Origin of the sequence: Rossellomorea sp. FS2, assembly GCF_047915635.1 — a bacterium.
GTDB lineage: Bacteria > Bacillota > Bacilli > Bacillales > Bacillaceae_B > Rossellomorea > Rossellomorea marisflavi_A.
In genome coordinates this window covers 1-254 of record NZ_JBLRVS010000022.1, presented here as the reverse complement: position 1 = coordinate 254, position 254 = coordinate 1, and the positions used below count along the sequence as shown (strand labels likewise).

The window sequence follows — 254 nt, the reverse complement described above, 5'->3', positions numbered from 1 at the left end:
AAGAAATTCTCCATCACGGCGTTGTCATAACAGTTTCCCTTCCGAGACATACTCTGAGTGATGTGATGGTCCTTGAGTATCCTTCGGTACTTAGGCATGCGATAGTGCCAGCCCTGATCAGAGTGAAGAAGAAGGTCATCGCCTTCACGTAGACGTTGGACTCCTTGAAGTAACATCGTTTCTACTAAATCAAAGCTAGGTTTCGTGTGAAGCGTGTACGTAATGATTTCTCGATTAAACAGGTCTAACATCGC

Annotated in this window: 1 protein-coding gene; it reads right to left on the bottom strand. The window is 44.9% G+C overall.

Annotated features, from left to right (window positions below; genetic code table 11):
• Positions 1-254: DDE-type integrase/transposase/recombinase (locus ACNA6I_RS23100; RefSeq protein ID WP_416314235.1), on the bottom strand; the 254-nt coding region annotated here is incomplete at both ends.